General features: G+C 65.1%; 13 protein-coding genes. 4 read left to right on the top strand and 9 right to left on the bottom strand.

The window, feature by feature from the left end:
- Window positions 1-240 precede the first annotated feature (240 nt).
- The 4 genes from ACZ5M6_RS09525 to ACZ5M6_RS09510 are packed head-to-tail and all read left to right on the top strand — an operon-like array spanning window position 241 to window position 4,830.
- Window positions 241-1,779, top strand: a complete 1,539-nt coding sequence (locus ACZ5M6_RS09525; protein WP_152950018.1) for an acyl-CoA synthetase — start codon at window positions 241-243, stop codon at window positions 1,777-1,779.
- The gene (locus ACZ5M6_RS09520) at window positions 1,776-2,963 is read left to right on the top strand and encodes an acyl-CoA dehydrogenase family protein (protein ID WP_464158315.1); all 1,188 of its coding nucleotides are present in this window, start codon (window positions 1,776-1,778) and stop codon (window positions 2,961-2,963) included. The genes ACZ5M6_RS09525 and ACZ5M6_RS09520 overlap by 4 nt, the downstream gene beginning before the upstream one ends.
- Complete coding sequence (locus tag ACZ5M6_RS09515; RefSeq protein ID WP_464158314.1) at window positions 2,960-4,030, top strand: phosphotransferase; 1,071 nt, start codon at window positions 2,960-2,962, stop codon at window positions 4,028-4,030. Before ACZ5M6_RS09520 ends, ACZ5M6_RS09515 begins: the two co-directional genes overlap by 4 nt.
- Entirely contained in the window at window positions 4,027-4,830 is an 804-nt protein-coding gene (locus tag ACZ5M6_RS09510; protein WP_464158312.1) for an enoyl-CoA hydratase/isomerase family protein, read from the top strand. The genes ACZ5M6_RS09515 and ACZ5M6_RS09510 overlap by 4 nt, the downstream gene beginning before the upstream one ends.
- Window positions 4,831-4,838: 8 nt before the next feature.
- Here ACZ5M6_RS09510 and ACZ5M6_RS09505 read toward each other — a convergent pair whose 3' ends face one another.
- The 9 genes from ACZ5M6_RS09505 to ACZ5M6_RS09465 form a co-directional block, all read right to left on the bottom strand.
- Window positions 4,839-6,038 (bottom strand): NAD(P)/FAD-dependent oxidoreductase, encoded by a 1,200-nt coding sequence (locus tag ACZ5M6_RS09505; RefSeq protein ID WP_464158310.1) that lies wholly within the window; start codon window positions 6,036-6,038, stop codon window positions 4,839-4,841.
- Between the two features lie 4 nt (window positions 6,039-6,042).
- The gene (locus ACZ5M6_RS09500; protein ID WP_464158309.1) at window positions 6,043-6,357 is read right to left on the bottom strand and encodes a 2Fe-2S iron-sulfur cluster-binding protein; all 315 of its coding nucleotides are present in this window, start codon (window positions 6,355-6,357) and stop codon (window positions 6,043-6,045) included.
- A gap of 170 nt (window positions 6,358-6,527) precedes the next feature.
- Window positions 6,528-7,631 (bottom strand): NAD(P)-dependent alcohol dehydrogenase, encoded by a 1,104-nt coding sequence (locus ACZ5M6_RS09495; RefSeq protein WP_464158307.1) that lies wholly within the window; start codon window positions 7,629-7,631, stop codon window positions 6,528-6,530.
- 33 nt (window positions 7,632-7,664) lie between these two features.
- Entirely contained in the window at window positions 7,665-9,134 is a 1,470-nt protein-coding gene (locus ACZ5M6_RS09490; RefSeq protein WP_464158305.1) for an aldehyde dehydrogenase family protein, read from the bottom strand.
- Window positions 9,134-10,006 carry a helix-turn-helix transcriptional regulator gene (locus tag ACZ5M6_RS09485; protein ID WP_464158303.1) on the bottom strand — a complete coding sequence of 291 codons (873 nt, stop codon included), beginning with the start codon at window positions 10,004-10,006 and terminating at the stop codon, window positions 9,134-9,136. Before ACZ5M6_RS09485 ends, ACZ5M6_RS09490 begins: the two co-directional genes overlap by 1 nt.
- A gap of 10 nt (window positions 10,007-10,016) precedes the next feature.
- Window positions 10,017-11,264, bottom strand: a complete 1,248-nt coding sequence (locus ACZ5M6_RS09480) for a cytochrome P450 (protein ID WP_227975903.1) — start codon at window positions 11,262-11,264, stop codon at window positions 10,017-10,019.
- A complete protein-coding gene (locus ACZ5M6_RS09475; RefSeq protein ID WP_464158300.1) occupies window positions 11,264-13,462 on the bottom strand; it encodes a TonB-dependent receptor in 2,199 nt (732 codons plus the stop codon). Before ACZ5M6_RS09475 ends, ACZ5M6_RS09480 begins: the two co-directional genes overlap by 1 nt.
- 694 nt (window positions 13,463-14,156) lie before the next feature.
- Window positions 14,157-14,831: a DUF3307 domain-containing protein gene (locus tag ACZ5M6_RS09470; RefSeq protein ID WP_464158298.1), complete on the bottom strand. Its 675-nt coding sequence runs from the start codon at window positions 14,829-14,831 to the stop codon at window positions 14,157-14,159.
- A 174-nt stretch (window positions 14,832-15,005) separates the two neighbouring features.
- Window positions 15,006-15,938: a retroviral-like aspartic protease family protein gene (locus ACZ5M6_RS09465; RefSeq protein ID WP_464158296.1), complete on the bottom strand. Its 933-nt coding sequence runs from the start codon at window positions 15,936-15,938 to the stop codon at window positions 15,006-15,008.
- Window positions 15,939-15,941 lie beyond the last annotated feature (3 nt).

The following is a 15,941-nucleotide window of genomic DNA, read 5'->3' as shown; positions in this document are numbered from 1 at the left end:
CGGGCATGATGGGTTCCGCAATTTTTCCTCCTCGAGGGATCGCCGCGCATTCCGCGCTGTCGTTAAAATCACGCTACGTCTGATCGGCTTCGAAGGCTTTGCCCTCCCTTGCCGAAAGATTTGACGTTTCTTGCGGCCCCCTTGCTTCACCGCCCCGACTGCGGCTCGCATCCCTCAACAAGATTATCGGGCGGCCCGGGACGAGCCTGGCGTGCGACCCGGACGAGGAGGATGTCGTTCATGGCGGAGGCCACACACCCGCAGGGCCATGCCCGGCGGGTTCCCGACAAAGCCGCTTGCATTCTCGCCGAGAGCGGCGAGGTGATGACCTATGCCGAGATGGAGGCATCGGCCAACCAGGGCGCGCGGCTGATGCGCGAGCTCGGGCTGAAGCGCGGCGATGTCGTCGCTGTCGTGCTCGACAACAGTTTCGAGACCTTCACGATCGCTTGGGCCGCCCAGCGGATCGGCGTCTTCCTGACCAGCCTGTCCACAAAGAGCAGTGTGGGCGACCTCGCCTACATTCTGCGAGATGCCGATGCGCGGCTGATGATCGTCTCCGATCGTCTGGCGGCATGCGGAAGGGCTGCTGCGTCCAACCTCGATATCGCCTCCTTCTCTATAACCGGCCAAAGCGGACTGCAGGATTGGTCGGCCGCTCGTTCAGCCTTTTCCGACCGCCCGCTGGAGGACGCTGTCCCAGGGACCGACATGCTCTATTCGTCAGGCACGACCGGACGACCAAAAGGCGTTCGACCGTCGCTGCCGGACGGCCCGCTCGACGCCCCGACCGGCCTTATGGCCATGGGGCGCGATCTCTACGGCATGAACGAGAACACCATCTATCTCTCGACATCGCCTCTCTATCACGCGGCGCCGCTGCGCTGGGCGATGACGGTGCACCGACTGGGCGGAACGGTCGTAGTCATGAACCAGTTCGATCCCGAACAAGCGCTCGCCCTCGTCGAGCGCTACCGGGTCACCGCCAGCACCTGGGTCCCGACGCACTTCGTGCGCATGCTCAAACTGCCCGAGGAGGTGCGAGCGCGGTACGACGTCTCCAGCATGACGGCCGCCGTGCACGCCGCAGCGCCCTGCCCCGTGCCGGTCAAACAGGCCATGATGAGCTGGTGGGGGCCGATCCTCCACGAATATTATTCAGGCACGGAGGCCTGCGGCATCACGGCCCTTTCCGCAGAGGAATGGCTGGCCAAGCCAGGCTCTGTGGGCCGTGCGGTGCTCGGCAAGGTCCGCATCCTGAACGAGCGTTTTGAAGAACAGCCGGTCGGCGTGGCGGGCGATGTCTATTTCTCCGACGGCCCCGCCTTCGCCTACCATAAGGATCCCGAGAAGACGGCTAAGGCCTACAGTCCTCAAGGGTGGGCGACCTTGGGCGATATCGGCCATCTGGATGAAGACGGCTATCTGTTCCTGACCGACCGCAAGGGCTTCATGATCATCTCAGGCGGGGTGAACATCTACCCGCAGGAGATCGAGAACCTACTGATCACCCATCCCCTGGTCGCGGATGTCGCCGTCGTCGGCGCCCCGGACGATGAGATGGGGGAACGGGTGGTGGCGGTCGTCCAGCCGACCAGCTGGAGCGACGCCGGTCCTGCGCTGGCTGAAGAACTGACCCGTATGGCCCGAGAGCACCTGGGCGGGGTCAAGACGCCTCGTCAGGTCGACTTCCGCCAGACCCTGCCTCGCGAACCCACGGGCAAGTTGCTCAAACGCCTGATCCGCGACGACTACCACGCAAAGGACGCTGTCTCTTGAGCACGATTTCCCACGAGGCACGCGACATCGCCGCCCGCGTCGAATCCTTCGTCCGCGACGTCGTCGCCCCCTTCGAGACCGACGCGCGGTGTTCCGCTCACGGCCCCTCCGACGATCTGGTCCAGGACCTTCGCAACCTGGCGCGCGACGCCGGGGTTCTGACACCGCACATCCGCCCTGACGGTTCCCACCTGACGCAGCGAGAGACGGCTGTGGTCCTGCGGGCCTCGGGCCTGTCGCCGCTGGGCCCCCTCGCCGTCAACGTCGCCGCCCCGGACGAGGGCAATATGTTCCTGATTGGCAAGGTCGCATCGCCGGAAATGAAGGCCCGGTTCCTGGAGCCCCTGGTTTCAGGGCGGGCGCGCTCGGCCTTTTTCATGACAGAGCCAGCGGAGGAAGGCGGCGCCGGGTCGGACCCGTCGATGATGAAGACGACCTGCCGCCTCGACGGCAATCACTGGGTCATCAACGGCCGAAAGGCCTTCATCACCGGCGCAGAGGGCGCTGACATCGGCATCGTCATGGCGAAGTCCGAGGACGGCGCCTGTATGTTCCTGGTCGATCTGCCGGACCCGGCGATCCGGATCGACCGCATCCTGAACACGATCGACACCTCGATGCCAGGCGGCCATGCCGTGGTGACCATCGAGAACCTGCGCCTTCCCGCCGACCAGATGCTGGGCGACAGCGGCGAGGGCTTCAAATACGCTCAGGTACGCTTGGCTCCTGCCCGACTGTCCCACTGCATGCGCTGGCTGGGCGCCTGCACCCGCGCCCATGAGATCGCCGTCGCCTACGCCGTCAAACGCCAAGCCTTCGGCAAGCCCCTGATCGACCACGAGGGCGTCGGCTTCATGCTGGCGGAGAACCAGATCGCCTTGAAACAGGCCGAACTGATGATCGACTGGTGCGCCGGGGTGCTCGACACCGGCGTGCTGGGCGCCGTTGAAAGTTCGATGGCTAAGGTCGCGGTATCGGAGGGCCTCTATGCTGTCGCCGACCGCTGCGTTCAAGTCATGGGCGGGACCGGGGTCACCGACGACACCATTGTCGGCCAGGTCTTTCGCGAACTGCGGGCCTTCCGGATCTATGACGGCCCCACCGAGGTCCACAAATGGAGCCTGACTAAGGCGATCAAGCGCGAGGCCCGCTCCCACGCCGAGGCGGCAGGAGTATCCCAATGACCGAAGCAGCCAACCCAAACGCCGGCTTCGCCGAGGTCGGCGAAAGGCATCGATTCGACGAGGCGGCCTTGGCCGAATGGATGGCGGCGACCATTCCCGACTTCGTCGGTCCCCTGACGGTGCATCAGTTTAAGGGCGGGCAGTCGAACCCAACCTACCGCCTGTCCACGCCCGGCCGGAACTATGTGCTGCGACGCAAGCCGCCCGGACGGCTCGCCGACGGCGCCCATGCTGTCGAGCGTGAGGCGCGCATCCTGAGCGCGCTCGGCACGGTCGATTTTCCCGTCCCCCACGTCCACGGCCTGTGCGAGGACCCTGGCGTCATCGGCACGGCCTTCTATGTGATGGACCTGGTCGAGGGCCGGATCTTCTGGGATGCCACCCTGCCCGACATCGCCGCCGAGGATCGCCCCGCCTATTTCGCGGCCATGGCCGACACTCTGGCCCGGCTGCACCAGATCGACTATCGCGCCATCGGGTTGGAAGACTACGGCCGCCCTGACGGCTATGTCGCTCGCCAGGTCAAGCGCTGGACTCGCCAGTACGACGCCGATCTCGCCGAAGCGGGTACGGAGCCCAATCTGGAAGCCCTGATCGCATGGCTGCCGGAGCATATGCCGCCGGATGGCGCGCCCTCTATCGTCCACGGCGATTTTCGCATCGACAACATGATCTTCCACCCGACAGAGCCGCGCATCGTCGCCGTCCTCGACTGGGAGCTGTCCACCATTGGACAGCCGATCGCCGACTTCGCCTACAACATGATGATGTACCGGATCCCGCCGACGATGCTGACGGGCTTGGTCGGTGCGGACATCGGCGCGCTCAACCTGCCGACCGAGGCCGAATACGTCGATCTCTATCGGCGGCGACGGGGCCTCGACGCCGTGCCGAACCTCGACTTCTACGTCGCTTTCAACCTCTTCCGCCTGGCCGCGATCTTCCACGGCATCAAGGCGCGCATCGCCCGCGGCACGGCCTCATCTGCGCACGCCCGCGAGATGATCGCCACCCTGCCCATCATCTCCAAAATCGCGCTCCAACAAGCCATGCAGGCCCAACCATGACGGACGACGCTCCGCTGCTGATCCAACGCGAGGGTTCGGTCGTTCGCCTGATCCTCAATCGCTCCAAGGCCGGAAACGCCATCAACATCGAGTTGGCCAAAGCCTTGATGGAGGCCGCGATCGCCTGCGACGAGGATCCGGAGGTCCGGTGCGTCGTGCTGACGGGGGCCGGCCGCATGTTCTGCGCCGGCGGCGATGTTCGGCTTTTCGCCTCGGCCGGGGACAGGATTCCTCAGCTCCTGAAAGAACTGACCAGCTACCTGCACTCGGCGATCTCCCGCTTGGCGCGGATGGAGAAGCCCCTGGTCACCATCGTCAACGGCCCGGCGGCCGGCGCCGGTTTCAGCTTGGCGCTGCTGGGCGACATCGCCTTGGCGTCGCCAGACGCCAGCTTCACCCTGGCCTACGGCAAGCTCGGCCTGTCACCGGATGGGGGAGCGACCTGGCTTCTGCCCCGCCTGATCGGTCTGCGTCGCGCCCAAGAGCTGATGCTGACCGATCCGACTCTGCCCGCGGCAACGGCCGCCGACCTGGGACTTGTAACCTCCGTCTTCGACGCCGAAACACTTTCCGCTGAAGCCGACCAGTTGATCGAGCGACTATCCCGTTCGGCCGTGTGCGCCTGGGGTCGCACGCGCGAACTCCTGCTCGGAGCCTATGGCGCTTCGCTGGAAAGCCACCTGGAAGCCGAGGCGAGGATGATCGCGCGGGCGGGCCGGTCCGCCGAAAGCCGCGAAGGGATCGCCGCCTTCGTCGAGCGCCGGCCGTCGGATTTCATTTCGTCCGCCGCCGGTGGATGACGGCGCTTCTACTGCGACAGGACTTCGACGGATGCGCCGGTGGAGACCCAGCCGCGACCTTTCATGAAGGCTTTGGCGGCGTTGATGGCGTCCACGGCGATGATCCGCCCCTCGCGGAGATAGACCACCGAGAAGCTCCGCGTGGCCGGGTCGCCCTGTACGACCTCGGCGTCATGACCGTTCGAGAGTCCGACGGTTTGGAGCTTCAGGTCATACTGATTGGACCAAAACCACGGCAGGGCGTCATGATCGCGGCCCTGCCCCGTCAGCTCGCGCGCAACCGTCGTTGCCTGTTCCGACACACTGGGTACGGACTCGATACGAACCCTGGCGTCGCTGGCGAACTTGCTGGCCTGGTTAGCGCAGTCTCCGATGGCGAAGACATTGGGCAGGTTGGTCCGGCATCGTCCATCGACGTCTATGCCGTTCGTCACCTCGGCGCCCGCAGAGGCCAGGACCGCAACATTGGGCGTGATGCCGATCCCGACGATCACCAGATCGGTCTCGATCCGCTCGCCGTCCGCCAGCACGACATGGCTGACCCGGCCTTGGCCTTCGAAACAGGCGACGCCGACGCCCAGCCGAACATCCACGCCCTGCGCACGATGCTCGTCAGCGAAGAAATCGGACAGGGTGGGGCCCGCCACCCGCGCCAGCAACCGGGCCTGGGCTTCCACCAGGGTTACCGACTTGCCAAACTTCCTAAGAACGGCCGCGGCTTCCAGACCGATATAGCCGCCGCCCACGATGACCACGTGTTTTACGCCGGGCAGCTCGGCCAGAATGGCGTCGATGTCCGCCCGGCTGCGCACGGAATGGACCCCTGCCAGATCCGCGCCGTCGCACGTCATCCTTCGCGGCGATCCGCCAGCCGCCCAGACAAGCACGCCATAGCGCACGACACGGCCCGACGCCGTCTGCACGGTCTGGGCCTGCGCATCCACCTGAACCACCGTCTCGTTCGTCATCAGCGTGACGGCTTTTTCGGTCCAGTATGTCGCGGGTCGAAGATGTAGCCGCTCGAATGTCTTCTCGCCGGCGAAATATTCTTTCGAGAGCGGCGGCCGCTCATAGGGCGGCTCCGGCTCGTCGCCGATGAGGGTGATCGAGCCGCCGAACCCGAGTTGGCGAAGCGAGATGGCGGTCTGTGCGCCGCCCTGCCCACCGCCGACGATCAGGACATCGGACGAATGTTCGCCGTCGCTCATCGCCCTACTCCTCTGGCGCGATGCGAACGACCAGCCCCGCCATTTCCGCCGTGACGGGCAGTTGGCATGACAGGCGGGAGTTCGGCTGGCGATACAGGCTGCACTCCAGCATGTCGGCCTCGTCCGCCGCCATTTCCGGCAACGCCCCTTGGTTCGCCTCAACGAACACGTGACAGGTCGCGCACGAGCACGAGCCGCCACAGAGGGCGACGACCTCGTCGATGCCGGCGTTGCGGATGGTCTCCATGACCGAAGAACCGATCTCGGCATCGACCGAAACGGCGTCGCCCTCGCGCAGGATTATGGTGACGGCCGGCATCAGCCCTGCTCCTGCAAGACGGCCTTGCGGCGGCTCTGAATGGGTGAATCGGTGGGCATCAGGCTCGGCTTTCAGAAAAGGTCCCGCCGACCGCTCGCAGCCTAGCGGCGATCGGCGGGAGTTTCCGGGGAGGAAGAGGGTGGCGACGGCGCCGCCGTCGCGAATGAGGATCAGGGAATGAGCACGGCCTTCACGCATTCACCCTTGTGTTGCGCCTCGACGGCGGCGTTGATTTCGGACAGCGGCCAGGTCTTGGTCAGCTTCTCGATCGGGAACCGCCCCTCGCGATGCAGAGCCACGAGCTCCGGGATGAAGCCGTCCAGATCACTGTCGCCCTCGATGATCCCTTGGATGCGATGCCCATAGGTGATCAGACCGGCCAGATTGATCGCGACGCTGCTCTCCGGCTTAGGGGGCACCCCGACCAGCCCGAGGACGCCGTGGCTGGCCAGGCTGGCCAAGGCCCCTTCCACTACCGGCTCACGCCCGCTGGTTTCTAGGGCGTAGTCGACGCCGTCAGGCAGGATGGCCCGGATGGCCTCGACCACGTCGCCCGTCGCCGGGTCAATGACGTGGGTCGCGCCCAATTCTAGGGCCAGATCGCGCCGCGCCTTGATCGGCTCGACCAGGATGATGGTCCCACAGCCTTGGATGACGGCGCCCATGACGGCCGAAAGCCCCACCGGACCTCCGCCGAAAATAGCCAGGGTCGATCCCGCCGGACAGGCCAGGGAGCGCATGATCCCCCCGGCTCCCGTTTGAAACCCACAGCCCAGCGGACCCAGGATTTCGAGCGGCGCATCGGCGTCCTCGATCTTCACGACATTGCGCTCGAACGCCAGGGCGTGACTCGCAAAGGACGACTGTCCGAAAAAGTTTGCCGAGATCGGCTGACCGCCGAGACTGACGCCGGTCGAGCCGTCCTTTCGCGCACCCGCATAGTTCAAGGCCGGAAACTCCCGGCAATAGGAAGGCAGGTGATCATCGCATCGCGAACAGTGTCCGCAACTGGCGAAGCTCAGCACCACGCGGTCGCCCGGCGCCACCTTGGTCACGCTGGAGCCGACCGCTTCAACGATCCCCGCCCCCTCGTGGCCCAGCACGGCCGGCAAGGTGACAGGAATGAAGCCGTCGCGCGCAATCAGGTCGGTATGGCAAAGTCCGACCCCCGTGATCCGGATCAAGACCTCGTCGGCGCGCGGCGTCTCGATCTCGACGGTTTCGACGGAGAAGTCCGCGTGCGGCTTTCGGGCAACGGCGGCGGTGATCTGCATATGTCTATCCTGGGAAGGCGAAATAGGGAGGGATCACGGCAGGGCCACGACCACGGATTTGGATTCGAGGTAGGCGTCGAGGACGTCCGGCCCGTTTTCCCGTCCGATGCCCGACCGCTTCATCCCCCCGAACGGGAAGGCCGGATCGGCGGCGAGAATGCAGTTTACGAACACGGTGCCGGCTTCCAGCTCCGCCGCCGCCCGATGCGCGACGCCCAGGTCGCGGGTCCAGATGTGGGCGGCTAGGCCGTAGTCGCTGTCGTTGGCCATCGCGACGGCCTCGTCGAATTCGTCGAAGGGCGTGACCGACAGCACCGGGCCGAACACTTCTTCGCGGGCCACCTCGGCGTTGACGGGCACGTCGCGCAGTATGGTCGGCGGATAGAAATGCCCTTGGTCCGGGACGACGGGCGCGTCCCCATATCGTTGAACACCCGACGCCAAAGCGCGATCGACGAAGCCAGCGACCCGGTCATATTGGCGCGCGCTGATCAGCGGGCCGAGCTGCGCGCCACGATCAGAGCTTACGCCCATCGGCAAGGCCGCCGCCGTCGCCGCCAGACCCGCCAGCGTCTCCTCATAGATCGACCGATGCGCATAAAGCCGTGTGCCCGCGTAGCAGACTTGTCCCGAGTTGAAGAAACAGCCGAAGGCCGCCTCGGGGATCGCCTTGGCCAGATCCGCGTCCTTGCAAATGATCGATGGCGATTTGCCGCCTAACTCCAGCGTCACGCGCTTCAGATCGGGGATCGACGCCGACAGCACCGACTGCCCCGTCCTGGTCGATCCGGTGAAGGCCACCTTGGCGATCTTCGGATGCGCGGCCAGCCGTGCGCCGGCATCCCCGCCGCCCGTGACCACCGACAGAACGCCCGCGGGCAGTCCGGCCTGCACCGCCAGTTCGGCCAGGCGCAGCGCCGACAGGCTGGTTTCCGGCGCGGGCTTCAAAACGACGGTGCACCCTGCCGCGAGCGCGGGGGCGATCTTCCACATCGACAGCACCAACGGGAAGTTCCAGGGCGTGATCGCGGCGACGACGCCGACCGGCTCGCGCCGCGTATAGACATGATGCCCGCCCGGAGACGCCGCCAGACCCCCGGCCCGCCCCTGGATCTTGGACGGCCATCCGGCATAGGCGCGCAGCCATCCCACCGTCGCCGGGATGTCGATGGTCTCGGCCATCGAGATGGGCTTGCCCGCGTCCAGCGCCTCCAGCGCCGCCAGTCTCGGCAGATCGGCTTCGATGGCGTCGGCGAATCTGTGCAACAGGGCGTCGCGCTGCAGCGGGATGAGATCGCGCCAGGCCGGAGACTTCAGGGCGATCCAGGCGCCCTCGACGATGGCGTCGACGTCCGATGCGGACGCCTCAGGGATCTGCGCGAACACCTGGGCGCGGGACGGATCTTCGTCGTCAAAAGTGGTCCCGACCCACAAGGCGTCGCCGCCCGCCCGAAGCCTCAGCTCAGGCAACACCAGATCGTCGAAACCCTGAAGACTGGCCATCAAGCGGCCTCCTTGCCGCGCCGGCGGTAGTCGCTCGGCGTCTCTTGAAAATACTGGCGATAACTGCGGGTGAAGTGGCTCTGGCTCTTGAAGCCCAGACTGTCGGCGATCTGCGCCATCGACAGTTCCGACGCACCGAGCAGAAACCGGGCGCGATCCAGCTTGGTCCGCATGACGAACTGATGCGGCGTAGTGCCAGTCGCGCGACGGAAGACCCGGCAGAAATGCGAGGGCGTCAGCCCTGCTGCAGCCGACATCTCCTCAAGGCTGTGATCGGCCTCCGGCGCCTTCTTCACCTGATCCATGACCGTATGGAGCCGGAATGAAGAGTTGGATGACGTCGGGATCAACGGGGCATGAGCACGATCAGCGCCTCTGAGGACATGAGACGTAAGCGCCGTCATCAAGGTGGTGACGTACCCATCTCGTTCGACGGAGTCCGGCGTATAGAGCTCCGACAGCACCTGGCGCGTCAGCGCCGCCCCCAAGGCGTCTGAGAAGGCGAAACGAAGTTGCTGGAACCGGGCCGAATGCGGCGAGGCGTTCAACAAATGCGGCGCAAGGCTCAGGGTGACCGTGTCCAGTTCCCCATCGACCCGCCAGCGTGAGGCCATTCCCGCCGGCACTATGGTGGCGTCGCCGGGCATGGAGCTGTTGCCCGTCCACCCGTCCCGGTCCCAGGTCTTCACCGGCTTGCCGCCGATGTGCATGACGAAGACGGGCGTCGGAAGGGGCGGCAAGGCATAGCTGCCGACGAACCGTCGCCAGCGCGACAGGCGCCAGCCCTCGGCCGGACCGCCGAGCGCGATATCCGGCTTATCGCACAGCGTATCGCTAATGATCGCTTCTGTAGCCCAGTCGTCGTCCGCCATGGTCGCTTCCTCAAGCAGGGACCAGCCTGGTATCCAGGTTCTTCAGTCCGTTGATGAAGTTCGATCTGAAACGGCGAGGCGGCGCAACAACTTCGAAGCGCCCTACCCGTCTGGCCAGCAGCCGGAAGGCCACTCGCAACTGCATTTCCGCCAGCCGCGAGCCCACGCAAACGTGCTGACCGGAGCCAAACCCGACATGGACGACGCCCTTGCGGGTCAGATCGAACCGATCGGCGTTCTCGAACACCGCCTCGTCCCGATTGCCCGAGGCGTAGAACACCACGACCTTGTCGCCCTTGCGCACCGCCTGGCCGCCGATGACCGTGTCCTCGGTCGCCGTGCGGCGCATATGGATGACGGGGCTGGCGTGCCGCACCATCTCGGCCGTCGCGGTCTTCAAGAGATCAGGATCCGCCCTGATCAGGTCCCACTGCGACGGGTCTTTCGACAGGGCGAGGATGGTGTGACTCAGCGAGTTTCGCGTCGTCTCGTTTCCGCCGACCAGCACCAGGATCAGGTTGCCGACGAAGTCACGGAACGGGACCGGCTGGCCGTCGATCTCGGCATTGGCCAGCAGGCTGGCGATGTCCGGTCCGGGCGCGGCGCGACGGCGTTCGAACAAGTCCTGACTGAAGGCGAAGAACTCGGCCATGACCGCCCCCATCGCCTCGGCCGACTGGCGGAACTCAGGATCGTCTTCGCCCACGAAGGCGTTGGTCCAGTGATAGAGGTCCTTCCAGCGTTCAGACGGGACGCCCAGAAGCTCGGCCAGGGTCAGCAGCGGCAACGGCGCCGACAGTAGAGGCACCAGATCGACGACTTCGTTCAGGGGGATCTGATCCAGCAGCCGTTCGACGCGTTCTTCGATGCGCGTCTCGATGTCGCCAAGCCGCACAGGCGACAACGCCGGCATGATCACCTTGCGATACTGGGTATGGGTCGGCGGGTCGATCGAGATGAAGGGGACGCCAACTGCAGAATCCCCCGCCCCCGTCAGCCCCACCTCGTTCTCGTTGAAGATCCGGTGGCCGCCGTTGTCGTAGGCCGACGAGAACAACAGCGGCTGTTTGGACACCTCGACGATATCCGCATGTCGCGTCACCGCCCAGAAGCCTGCGCCGTCCACCTCGGGATTCCAATGGACCGGAGCTTCGCGACGCAAGGTCGCGAAGACGTCGTGCGGCATCTGGTCAACGTAGAGATCCGGGTTTTTCAGATCCGGCACGTCGAAGGGCGCCTGGCTGGAGAGCATCGCCATCAGAAGGCCTTCGAGATCGTCAGGCCATAGGTGCGGGGAGCAGACGGCACCAGGAAGTTGAACGGGAAGCCCGCGCCTCGCAGGTCCAGACCATAAGAATAGGTCTCTTTCTCGAAGGCGTTGTTGACGAAGGCCCGGATCGTCAGATCATCTCGCGCCCACGAGAGCGAGGCGTTGACCTTTGCATAGGCGTCCTGCTGCAGCTCCGAGTTCACCTGGCCCGTCCCGGCGGCGTTCTTCTCGTTGAACGGCGAGAAATACTGGCGGCTGAAATAGCTGACCGTCGGCGAGAACGTCAGTGCGCCGCCCGCCGGTCGCACAAACGTCCAATCGAAGCCCAGCTGCGCTGTGACCTTTGGCGCAAACGGCAGATCATTGCCCGAGAGGTCCACGCCCTGGAGCGTCAGTTCCTTGTAGGTCGCATCCAGATAGCCCAACGAGCCGTTCAGCTTGAAATCGGGCATGGGGCGATATCCGAACTCCACCTCACCGCCATACACTTCCGACTTGGGCGCATTCACCAGGAACGACACCGGCCCGGCGCGGGTATCCTGCACCTGCTGGTTCGAATAGTCATAATAGAATACCGCCGACGACAAGGTGAGACGCTCGTCGATGAACCGCCCCTTCAGACCCGCTTCATAGGCGTTTACTTCCTCCGGCTGGATAAAAGTAATACCGGCCGAAGACGTATAGCCGCCGCCGTTGAATGCTCCGGATCGATAGCCACGGCTGTAGCTGGCATAGGCGAGCACGCCGTTGTCGAACGTATAGGACAGCGCCAACCGCCCTGTGACGGCGTCGGAGTCACCGTCAATATTGTAACGCGCCGCCGGATCATAGGCGCAGGTTCCGGCAGGCGTTGCGCAGGGCACGGTGGACGCCAACGGCGTCATCTCGCCACCGATATCGCCGGCGAACAGATAGGCGTAACCGTCGCGATATTCGGCGTCGTCCTGAGTGTAGCGAACACCTGCCGTGACCGTCAGTTTAGGCGTCAGGACGAAGTCCGATTGTGCGAAGATCGCCCACGACTTTCGCGTTTGCTTGTAATGCTGGAAGAAGCCGCCGTTGACGTTCGGCCCCAGAGCGCTGCCGATATTGAACAGGTTGTCGGTGACGATCTCGTCGGTTCCGTAGAAACCGCCCACGACGGCATGGATCTTGTCAGTGTCATAATTCAGCCGAAGCTCCTGGCTGAACTGGTCGAAGTCCGACTTCCAATTGATGTCCAAGAGATCGAGCGACGAACCATCTGCGGCCTGTTGTAGATCCTGGTTGCCGCCGTCCTTGGAGGTAATCGACGTCACAGTGACCGTCGGGCTCAGCTCTGCGGCGACGTTCAGCGCGACGCCCCAGGCTTCGGTCTTGTTGTCGCCGACCCGGTTCTCGTTGATCTCGAAGAACCCAGTGCCGTCGCCGGGTCCAGAAAGCCCGTGAATACCGGCCTGGGCGCCGCGATCACGCCCCGCATAGGCGCGCAGATTAACGTCCACAGGACCGTCGTTGGGTTTCCAACGCACCGACAGCCGCCCCTGCAGCGTATCGACCGAGTTGGAATCACGCCCGTTCGCAGCCAGGTTTTTCAGCTGACCATCGCCTTTGACATAGTTGACCGCCGCTCGGACTCCGAGTTCGTTCTCCACCAGCGTTGTCTCGAATGCGCCTTGGGCGCTGACGGTATTGAAGTTGGCGTAGCCCGCTTCGACCCGACCTTCCGTCCCCGCCAGATCCGGCCGCATGGTGATGAAGTTGATCGCGCCGCCGGTGGTGTTACGCCCGAACAGCGTGCCCTGAGGCCCGCGCAGCACCTCGATCCGATCCAGGTCGAACAGGCCCATGCCCTGGCTTGTGCGCGATGCGATATAGACGTCGTCGATGTAGACGCCGACCGGCGAGGCCTGGTTGGCGTTGTATTCATTGGCAACCGAGATGCCCCGCAGCGAGAAGTTCGGCTGAGTGTTCCCGTAGGGGCTGGACACCTGAAGATTGGGCACGGCCGTCGCCAGGCTCGCCGAGTTGGTAATGCCTTTGGTAGTGAGAGTTTCGGTGTTGAGCGCCGATATCGCGAGCGGCACATCCAACAGCGCTTGAGTACGGCGCTGCGCGGTCACCACGATGTCGTCGACGGCGCCCGCCGGACCGGGCTGCGTCGGGGCCGCTTCTTGAGCAAGCGCCCCACCCGCGACCGAAGTCATCAGTATGGCAAGCAGAACGCACCTCTGACGTAGAGTCCGCATATCTTCATCCTCCCTAGAACATGAGCCGTGTCTCGGCCCTTTTTGTTGTTCTTGACGCTAGGGCGGATTGTGCGGATTGGCTTTGCCAGGGCTTGCTCCAAGATTTGACAAATCTTGCGCTCGCCGGATTTGCAGGCTGCAAGCCGCCCGAACGCCACAACGCTCGCCTAGCCGCGAAAAACGAACGACGTTCCCCCCATCCGACATCGCTTTTCCGGCCCTACACAGATCGCTTCAGAGGGGGCTTCTCCAGAGCAACACAAGCCAAAGCGGCGCCACCCCGGACAATCTGAACGCGGCCTCCGGCGCACGCTCTTCGGCCCTCAGGCCGGCCTGGCTGCGCCATCGTCGCCGTACGGTCCCGACCTCACCGAGGACATTCTCAGCAACTGCGGCGTGGCGGTCGTCTTCGCCCCGAAGGCCTTGCGCGTCGCCCAGGAGCTCAGAGAGCGTTTGGGCGACGCCAACGGTCCGGGCCTGAGCCGCAGCCGTCCGACCGGCCTGGGCGCCGGGCGCCGCACTCCAGACCCGGCTGATGGCCGAGGCCCTGGACCGTTTCCAGGCGCGCCGCGCCCCTCAACAAGCGAGGGACAGGCACGAGGCGCGCGACCGGGGCGGATCCCGCTAGTCGCGCCGCCCCGCCAAACTCGGTTCAGAGCGGGGCGAACCAGTGCGCCAGAGCGGCCTTGGTCGCCAGCGCGGCGAACAGGGCCCAGCCGAAGCTCAGGAAGGTGCCGATGATGATATATTCGGCCTGGTGACGATCCGTCTGATCCTGGACGTCCCGGAAGCGCAGGATGGACTTGGCGGCCAGCAGGAAGCCGACCCCTTCCGGATGGCCGATCAAGATGAAGGTGATCGTGAGCCCCCGCTCGAGCCAGCCGATGTAGCGCCCGGCGCTGCGCATGCCGATGATCGGCGCCGTCGGCAGCGGTCCATTCGGCGGCGCCGACGTCGGCGCCAACGGCTCCACCAGCTTCTTGATCACCACGCCGCCAACCGGAACCCCGACGACCGCGCCGCAGACGACCGACAGGACCGCATAGATCTGAAGCTGGACATCGGACGGCGCCATGCCCCAGAGGCTCTGCCGCGCCAGGTCGGGCCAGGCCAGGGCCAGGGCGACCAGAACCGCAATATGCACCGCCTGATCCAGGCTGAAGCTCCACAGCCGGTCGCCCAGCCAACGGGTCTTGGCATAGTCCATGGCGAAATGGCTGACGGCCATCAGGGCCAGGGGCGCGAGAGTGTCGCGCTGGAAGCCCGACGATCGGAAAGCCGGCCGACCATCGGGCTGACCAAGACGGCGTTGACGGTGTTCAATCAATCGGGCGTCGCCGTCATGAGCTACGTGGCGAACATGATGGTTCAGGCTCGCCCCGACGCTTGAGCGCCTATGAGCGCGAGACGGTATGACGTGCCCGCTTCCTGATCCCCCGATTTGAGCGAGAGTCCGTTTCATCCTGATCTGCTCATGTGGCGCCCCCGCCATGGCGACGCCCTAGTCGCGGCTCGGGATCCGGATGAGCAGTTGAGCCTTGGGAAAATCGACCGCGAAGGCCTCAAGATTGTTCAGCAAATCCGACCCCAGAATAAAGGTCGGGGGAGATAAGTCGGCGGTAGAGGGGCCGCCTTGGGCTGAGAAGAAGAGGTTTAAGTCCCGGAAGGTCACAGGACCGACCGCGAGATGTCCGACCACGGCGGATTGAACAGCAGCGCCCTGACCCGCCGCGCCCCGCATGCCCCCTGCGGCCTTGATTCGCGGGTCGTCCTCAGCCCAGCCCAGAACACGGGCGGCGGCGCCCGAAACCACCGAAATCGCCGCGCCCGTGTCGACAAGCGCATCCAGTTTCACCCCGTCGATCTCCACCGGAACCACCAGGAGGCCGGCGTCGTTCAGCCGGCCTTGAATCACCGCGTACCCGTCGTGAGGGCCGCCGGACGGCTCCAGGCGGATCCGATAGGCGATCTGGTCGAAAACCAGACGCCCGGAAGCGAGCATTTCCATGCCTACGATCCCCCGGGCCTCGGTCACGCCTTGGTTCGGCAGAGCAGGAACGGCGACCGAGTCCGCGTCGAACAGATCGGTCTGGAACCGATCCACGGCAAAGAGACGAGCCTGTTCCGCCCCGGACACCCCGTTGACGCCCAGTCCGCCGTCGAGTTCGGGCAAGTCGAGCTCATCCGCCAGGCCGGTCGAGACGAGGCTGGTCTGGGCGCCGGTGTCCAGCACCATGGCGAAGGGGCCTTGGCCGTTGAATCGGGCCGTCAGGGTAGGACGCCCGCGGGTGTCTCGCCCCAATACCGTCGAAGGAGCCGCAGGCGTCGCCGCAACGTCGCCCGACGAACCGTCGACGGAAAGGATCAAGCCAGGCGTTTGAGCCGGCGACTGGGCGGCCAGGGCCAAGCTGGCGATAACGGCTGAAAGCGACATGAC

The organism is Brevundimonas sp. Br13 (assembly GCF_055391505.1).
Note: the sequence above shows the minus strand (reverse complement) of the source record. Positions and strands in the feature narration are given on the sequence as shown.